Annotated in this window: 4 protein-coding genes and 1 pseudogene; 3 read left to right on the forward strand and 2 right to left on the reverse strand. The window is 37.2% G+C overall.

Annotated elements, in window-relative coordinates:
* The first annotated feature begins 15 nt into the window (after positions 1–15).
* The 3 genes from groL to L1266_RS14855 all read left to right on the forward strand — a co-directional run bounded on the left by groL (position 16) and on the right by L1266_RS14855 (position 4,909).
* Complete coding sequence (gene groL, locus L1266_RS14845; RefSeq protein ID WP_054552424.1) at positions 16–1,662, forward strand: chaperonin GroEL; 1,647 nt, start codon at positions 16–18, stop codon at positions 1,660–1,662.
* A gap of 226 nt (positions 1,663–1,888) precedes the next feature.
* Positions 1,889–3,121 carry a tyrosine-type recombinase/integrase gene (locus L1266_RS14850; RefSeq protein ID WP_235377795.1) on the forward strand — a complete coding sequence of 411 codons (1,233 nt, stop codon included), beginning with the start codon at positions 1,889–1,891 and terminating at the stop codon, positions 3,119–3,121.
* 1,584 nt (positions 3,122–4,705) lie between these two features.
* The gene (locus tag L1266_RS14855; RefSeq protein ID WP_235377796.1) at positions 4,706–4,909 is read left to right on the forward strand and encodes a helix-turn-helix transcriptional regulator; all 204 of its coding nucleotides are present in this window, start codon (positions 4,706–4,708) and stop codon (positions 4,907–4,909) included.
* A gap of 152 nt (positions 4,910–5,061) precedes the next feature.
* Here the strand turns inward: L1266_RS14855 and L1266_RS22495 are convergent.
* Together L1266_RS22495 and L1266_RS14860 are read right to left on the reverse strand one after the other, a co-directional pair.
* Positions 5,062–5,142 (reverse strand): annotated as a pseudogene (locus tag L1266_RS22495) (hypothetical protein); the annotation flags it as partial.
* A 45-nt stretch (positions 5,143–5,187) separates the two neighbouring features.
* Positions 5,188–7,692, reverse strand: a complete 2,505-nt coding sequence (locus L1266_RS14860) for a M1 family metallopeptidase (protein ID WP_235377797.1) — start codon at positions 7,690–7,692, stop codon at positions 5,188–5,190.
* Between the last annotated feature and the right edge of the window lie 347 nt (positions 7,693–8,039).

The raw sequence follows: 8,039 nt of genomic DNA on the forward strand, positions 1-8,039 counted from the left end.
AAGAGGAATTTAATCATGGCAGCAAAAGAAGTACTTTTTGCAGGTGACGCACGTGGCAAAATGCTAACTGGCGTAAACATTTTAGCAAACGCAGTAAAAGTAACTTTAGGTCCTAAAGGCCGTAACGTTGTATTAGACAAATCATTCGGCGCGCCAGTGATCACTAAAGACGGTGTATCTGTTGCAAAAGAAATCGAGCTTGAAGACAAGTTCGAAAACATGGGCGCACAAATGGTTAAAGAAGTAGCGTCTAAAGCGAATGACGCTGCAGGTGACGGTACAACAACTGCAACAGTATTAGCGCAAGCTATCGTAAACGAAGGCTTAAAAGCAGTTGCAGCGGGTATGAACCCAATGGACCTTAAGCGTGGTATCGACAAAGCAGTTACTGCAGCAGTTGAAGAGCTTAAAGCACTGTCTGTTCCATGTGCAGACACTAAAGCAATTGCACAAGTAGGTACTATTTCTGCTAACTCTGATAAAGAAATCGGTGACATCATTGCAGAAGCAATGGAAAAAGTAGGCCGTGATTCAGGCGTTATCACTGTTGAAGAAGGTCAGTCGTTAGAAAACGAACTAGACGTAGTTGAAGGTATGCAGTTTGACCGCGGTTACCTTTCTCCATATTTCATCAACAACGCTGAAAAAGGCGCTGTAGAGCTAGACAACCCATTCATTCTACTTGTAGACAAAAAAGTATCTAACATCCGTGAGCTACTACCTACATTAGAAGCTGTTGCTAAAGCTAGCAAGCCACTACTTATCATTGCTGAAGACCTTGAAGGTGAAGCACTTGCAACACTTGTTGTAAACAACATGCGCGGTATCGTTAAAGTATCTGCGGTTAAAGCACCTGGTTTTGGCGACCGTCGTAAAGCAATGCTACAAGACATCGCAGTATTAACAGGTGGTACTGTTATTTCTGAAGAAATCGGTTTAGAGCTAGAGAAAGCGACAATCGAAGACCTAGGTACAGCGAAGCGCGTTGTGATCACTAAAGATGATACAACAATCATCGACGGTGCAGGCGAAGAAGACGGCATCAATGGTCGTGTTGCACAAATCAAAGCACAAATCGAAGAAGCGACGTCTGACTACGATAAAGAGAAACTACAAGAGCGTATGGCTAAACTAGCTGGCGGTGTTGCAGTAATCAAAGTTGGCGCAGCAACTGAAATCGAAATGAAAGAGAAGAAAGACCGCGTTGAAGATGCACTACACGCAACTCGCGCAGCGGTTGAAGAAGGTGTTGTACCTGGTGGTGGTGTTGCACTAGTTCGCGTAGCAAGCAAACTTGTTGAACTTGCTGGCGACAACGAAGACCAAAGCCACGGTATCAAAGTTGCACTACGTGCGATGGAAGCACCACTTCGTCAAATCGTAACTAACGCAGGTGACGAAGCATCTGTTGTTGTTAACTCAGTAAAAGGCGGTGAAGGTAACTACGGTTACAACGCAGCATCAGGCGAGTACAACGACATGATCGAAATGGGTATCTTAGACCCAACTAAAGTAACGCGTTCTGCACTACAGTACGCAGCTTCAATCGCGGGTCTTATGATCACAACTGAAGCAATGGTTGCTGAAATCCCGAAAGATGAGCCAGCTGCTCCAGATATGGGCGGCATGGGCGGTATGGGTGGTATGGGCGGCATGATGTAATCATCCCCACCATGAACTCATAAGTGTTCATAAAGCTTTATAAGGCCCGCAAAGCATTGCTTTGCGGGTTTTTTTATAGTTTGAGTGTATTCATTAAGCATTATGAGCACTCATAAAATTTCAAAGGTTTTGAGTGATAATGTGGGGTATCTCACATACATCACGCTCTGGAAAGATCTGATTTCTAAATAAAATACCCCAACTTAAATTAATTTGGGTATTAGAAATGAATCTAACAAATGAAAGAATTAAAGCGCTGAAATGTCCTGAAGGGCAAAAACAGACAAAAAAATATGATGGTAACAACTTGTATTTACTAGTAAAAAGCACTGGCTCAAAGCTCTGGAGATACAAATACAAGTATGCAAATAAACATAAAGAAATTTCATTAGGAAGATACCCCAAGATCTCCCTCAAAATGGCCAGATCCAAAGCTGATGAAATGAGGCTTCATCTTATCGAAGGCATTGATCCCTCACTCGAAAGAAAAATCAAAAAGTATGAAAGCTCAGATGAAAACTTAAATTTTGGGAAAATCGCACAAGGTTGGCTAAATATAAATAAGGCGGAATGGAGCGAAAGCAATTACAAAAAGCTGAAAAGATGGCTAGAAAATGACTTGAAAGATCTCTGTAAACTACAAGTACATCAAATAAAAAAGCAGCATTTGATTAAAGTTATTAAGCAATTAGTTGATGCTGACACAAAGAGAAAAGTCTCCCCGATGCTATCTATGCTTAATCGAATATTTCGTTATGCTATTACAAATGAAATTACAGAGCATAACCCTCTGATTAATTTAGACTATATTCAGCTTACAGGTAAAATGCCTAAAGTGAAGCACCATGCAGGAATTACAGATCCTCAAAAGCTTGGGCAGTTAATTTTAAAAATCGAAAATAACACTTTAGGTACATTTTGCCCCCAAGAAGCGCTAAAATTATTACCTCACTTATTCTTACGTCCTTCAGAACTACGTTGCTTACAATGGAAACACGTAATTTTTGACGAACAGTACATTCTAATACCAGCTGAAGATATGAAAACTAACAAAGAGCATATTGTTCCGCTTTCAATACAAACATTTTCAAAATTTAAAACACTTTATAAATATACGAGTTATTCTAAATACGTTTTCCCTTCAGAAATGAATCGCTCTCAACCTTTTAGTAAAAATGTAATTAATAATAGGTTGAAAGCATTAGGATATTCATCAGAAGACATTGTGGCTCATGGGTTCCGAGGGGTCGCTTCAACTTTACTTAATGAGCAAGAAGAAGACTTTAATCACATTGAAATACAATTAGCTCATAATATCGGAAATCAAACATCTCGTTCATATAATCATGCACAATATTTAAGCGCTCGACGAGCTATGATGCAACGGTGGTCTGATTTTTTGGATAAATTGCGTGATGAAGCTGAGCTTAATTTAGCAGCAGATCAACCTATCGAATAAAATTAAAACCCTATAATCGGATCTAATTATACTTTCAGAGGTATATTAGCTCCGACTCGATCTGAGAGTTCCTTAAATAGCCATGATACGATTTCAACTACTGTTATCCTTATAATTCAAATGATCTCAGACACATAATTTTGCAATAAGCTACTGGCTATAAAGCCATTAGCTGAGATTTTTACTGAGAAAAAATGATCTCATCCACCAAATGCATGAATCAAGCCGGTGGTAATAACGCCATTAGCTAAGTTTTTACTGAAAAACAATGATCTCAAGCACGTAATTTCTCAGTAAGCTACTGGCTATAAGGCCATTAGCTAAGATTTTTACTGAGATATAATGATCTCATCCATCAAATACCTGAGTAAAGCCGGTGGCAATAACGCCATTAGCTGAGTTTTTACTTAGAAATAATGATCTCATCCACCAAATACATGAATCAAGCCGGTGGTAATAACGCCACTAGCTAAGTTTTTACTGAAAAACAATGATCTCAAGCACGTAATTTCTCAGTAAGCTACTGGCTATAAGGCCATTAGCTAAGATTTTTACTGAGATATAATGATCTTATCCATCAAATACCTGAGTAAAGCCGGTGGCAATAACGCCATTAGCTGAGTTTTTACTTAGAAATAATGATCTCATCCACCAAATACCTGAGTAAAGCCGGTGGCAATAACGCCATTAGCTGTAATTTTTACTGAGAAATAATGATTTCATCCACCAAATACCTGAGTAAAGCTGGTGGCAATAACGCCATTAGCTAAGTTTTTACTGAAAAATAATGATCTCGTCCACCAAATATCTGAGTAAAGACGGTGGCAATAACGCCATTAGCTAAGTTTTTACTGAAAAATAATGATCTCAAGCACGTAATTCTCAGTAAGCTATTGGCTATAAAGCTATTAGCTGAGAAATAATGATCTCAAATACGTAATTTCTCAGTAAAGTGGATTTCTAATACCTTATATATAAAGCACGATTTTGATGGTGACAATTTGCAATCTTTCATATTTACTTCTCTGCGAATTCACAGCTGTATCGATAAGAGCTTTTCCTCTTTGACCTTTTCTATCACGCTGAACAGCTCATTAACCCACTCTTCATTAGTTGAACTAGCGCTTTCAATTATTGCAACAATTGTTTCTTTGCTAGCCGTTCCTATTTTGACTGAATTAAGCTCTCTTTTTATTAACCCTACAGTTCCTGAAGGAATTACCCTTTTTGATGATAATGTATTAAATATTTCGATTACGTGCTGCAAAGTAATAAAATCAACTTGTTCTCTATTTAATTTATTCAGTAAAGCAGGGTTAGTTAAAAATAATGAGCCTTTCTTTTCAACTTACATAGCTTGCCACACAAGGCAACTCCAATGCCACAGAAGGCAATACTTATGTCGCATAAGACAATTATTTTGCCCCCTACATCGATAGCTAGAGATAATAACCAAATAAAATTAATTATTATTGTGAAATAGATCTCATTTACCTAATGATCCCCAATAAATACTTTTGAAATCTTATATGCTGTTTCTATTCTTGCAAATGAGTGCAAGAAATAATTAATAGAGGTTATGCTATGCCCATCAAAAATGAAATTATTCGTCCAAAGCAACTCACTGAACAACTCAATATAAGTAAAAGTACTCTGTGGAGATGGAGAGAAGATCCTGATTTCCCCCGAGCTATTTCTCTAGGGGCACGTTCAATTGGCTTTCTAGTTAAGGAAATCGACGAGTGGCTCATTGCTCGTCAAAAGCTTACAGAGAAAGGAGAAGTCTAATGACTCCTTCTTCCTCTATCTACACATTATGCACTGTAATTAGTGAAATAAATAAAAAGAAACGGCGCTTTACTTGGCCTATAAGCCAAGTGAATCGCCCCAAGCTCACCGGATACCAGTTTGTTTAAGTCAGGCCACTTTACCTAACTCATTTAAATTTCATAGTAGCCTGTTTCATATTGAGCTGGTGAAATATACCCAATTAAATATAATAGGCGTTGATTATTAAACCAATTAACTCACTCTAACTGTTCAGAGTTATTTAGCTTTGGAAATTTTTAAGCTTTACCATTAATCCTTTGCTCTAAGTTTTTCACTTTCGCTTTTGAGCTCCTAGCACACTCTTCAACCTTATTTAAAATAACCTCTAACTTACTTGATAAACCATCTATGTTTTTCCATCCCTCAAAAGTATCTTGTATCAATTTACTTTCTTCATTTGAACAAGCGGTCATGAAATTATAAACAACCCATTGAGTACCTTCTTTTGGAATCCGCTTTAAAATACGACCTTTATTTTTTGAAAAATATGCAGCAACAAACTCTCTATTTTCTGCAAAAAATGCCGGAAACTGGAAACGGTAATCAATAACAAACTCAGTAGTTGAATCACTGAGCAGTAACTCATAAAACGCTTTAATTTGCTCCTCTTTTAATGTGTAGCCAATTGAGTCCAAAACATCTTCTTTAAATGTCATGTCACCACTATTGAACATTGCTAAAAGCGCTAAATATTCACTGTCTGTAGAGTTTGCGGCGGCTACTTGCAGCACGGAACTGCGTGCCGGCAAATCAATAACTTTACCTTGTTTTATTTTTCCTTTAGCAAAGGCAATTGCACTGTCAGATTTCAAATAAACACCATAAAACGAAAGCCAAGTCCCACCATTCTCTTTGTTTAATACAGTTTGCCAATCAATAATTTTTGGTAAGTTTGCTTGTAAATAACTGCTGTAGGGCGCTTTTAAATCGCTTGGTACAAACTCAATAAACGAGTCTATAAGACTATTCAATGCTTTGAAGGATTCAACACTGTCTGTAGGTAAACTATTTAGCGTTAGTACTAGCGTATCAACATAATCCATATAATCAATGAGTGCTGCGCTTGCCAATGCATCATTATTTTCCATATAAGACAGCTTTTCCGCATCACTGAGCAAATGAAGTGGGAATTCAGCATTATCTGTTTTATCAATATACCTAAAGTAACCCACACCTTTGGTGTCTATAAAAACCTGCGATGAAGGCGAAACGTCACTCAATAACATTGTTTGAGTATTTAACAAAACATTTTTATAAGAAACCTCATTGCCAACATTATAAATTTTTAATGTAAGCGGAATACTCCACAATTTATTTTGCCTAAAGAAGTTATCTTGCTTTAAGTAAAGTGCATCATCTTTACGATACAAGGTCACTAATGGATATGATGGCTGTTGTAAAAATGAGGAGACCATTCCTACTAGGTTTTTAGGGATATAGCGTTTAAAGCTATCAAATGACATAACTGTGCCTTGAAAAGTCTTCACATACTCGCGAATTGATTCTTTAAATTCATCCTCCCCCATTGCCTGCTCAAGCATAGCCAGTATAGAAAAGCCCTTACTGTAAACAAGTTGACCTGTTCCATCTTGCTCTGAAGCTACTTTCACTTCAGTAATTACAGCTCGATGCATGTCGTTGTCACTTTCTAATGAGCTTGATTGTGGCGTATAAGTACACTGTGCTTCTGTGGGATAAAAATGAGTCACTACTTCTGCTGCAAAAAACTCGCTAAAAGACTCGTTCATCCAATAATCGTCATACCACTGCATAGTGATATCGTTACCAAACCACATATGTGCAATTTCATGTGCAACGAGTTTTCGAAACTCACACATATCGTAGCTACTTGCTCCGGCCGAAGGAATTTTTTTTGGGCTAAGTGCAATTAAACCAACATTTTCCATTGCCGCTGAAGAGTCAAACGGTGCGATGAAGAAATCTAATTTGTCGTAAGGAAAAGGCTTACCCAAGTAGCCTGACAAATAATCAATTATGTTATTGATTAATAGAGGCAATTCTTCATGATATTGATACTGTAAACCTTGTGGCGAAAACAAAGTACTCTTGTATTTAGTTTCCTCCATTTCCTTGCTATCAAACTTGCCTACAGCGATGGCTAAAACATCTGTCGGAATTACAGACGTTTCTTCAAACTTAATCGTTTTTTTATTTGAATCAATTTTTGTAGAAAGAGCACGTGTATTGTGAAGCGCAGTTAAATTTGAAGGGATGGTTAAGGTAAACTGAAATAATGTTTTTTTATCTGGTTCATTTAAACTAGGGAAGACTCGCCTAGCAAGCATTGGCTGAAATTGTGAGAAAATATAATCTGCCTCGGCACCACTTGTCTGCACAAATAGGCCCTGCCCATGATTAGAGAATTTTCCAATAAACTTGATGGCTAACTTTGCCTGACCACTAACGTTGTGATCTAGCTTATGCTTAACAATGTCATAGTTATTTGCTGTTTCGACCGGTAAGTTTGTTGATAATTCATCCGTCAAAAGTTCCACAGACTGAATATTTAAACCATGGCTGTGGTAGCTAATAGTATCTGTTGGTGAAGAAATCTCTAACGATAAAATTGTGGTGCCACTAAAGGTAGGTTTTGATGGATCTAATTCTAAATTGACGACTTGTGAATCTAGAGTAATTTCTTGGGGTAGCCGATAGTTATCAACTCCTGTCGCGTAAGAATAAACACTACAGAAAAAACAAAAAGCTAAAACATATTTCAAGCAATATTCCTTCATTTAATTTGCTATAAAACTCCGACAATAACAGCTATCTTATTGAAAATAAATTATTTTACAATTAAAACTAGAACAACCATCATTTAGAATACATAAACAAATGATAATTCAACAGCGTTCTTACTCAAGATTAATAAACCGTGTAAGATTTTTAGCTTTTGCTATTTCTTCATCAGACAAATTAGCATCAATTTTATAGATATATAGGCCTTGTTGATCAAATGCAGCTCTCTAATAAACTCACTTAACTTACTGATATTTAGGCAGACCAAGGGTGTTGATCTTATTTAGCGCCTTCACTTTGATCATCGCTTCAACCAGTTGGCGATTGT

Origin of the sequence: Pseudoalteromonas sp. Cn5-37 (assembly GCF_021532495.1) — a bacterium.
GTDB classification, from domain to species: domain Bacteria; phylum Pseudomonadota; class Gammaproteobacteria; order Enterobacterales; family Alteromonadaceae; genus Pseudoalteromonas; species Pseudoalteromonas simplex.

Bases quoted from the DNA above. Each gene is read 5' to 3' on its own strand.
- groL (WP_054552424.1), top strand. From the start codon at position 16: ATGGCAGCAAAAGAAGTACTTTTTGCAGGTGACGCACGTGGCAAAATG.
- L1266_RS14850 (WP_235377795.1), top strand. From the start codon at position 1,889: ATGAATCTAACAAATGAAAGAATTAAAGCGCTGAAATGTCCTGAAGGG.
- L1266_RS14855 (WP_235377796.1), top strand. From the start codon at position 4,706: ATGCCCATCAAAAATGAAATTATTCGTCCAAAGCAACTCACTGAACAA.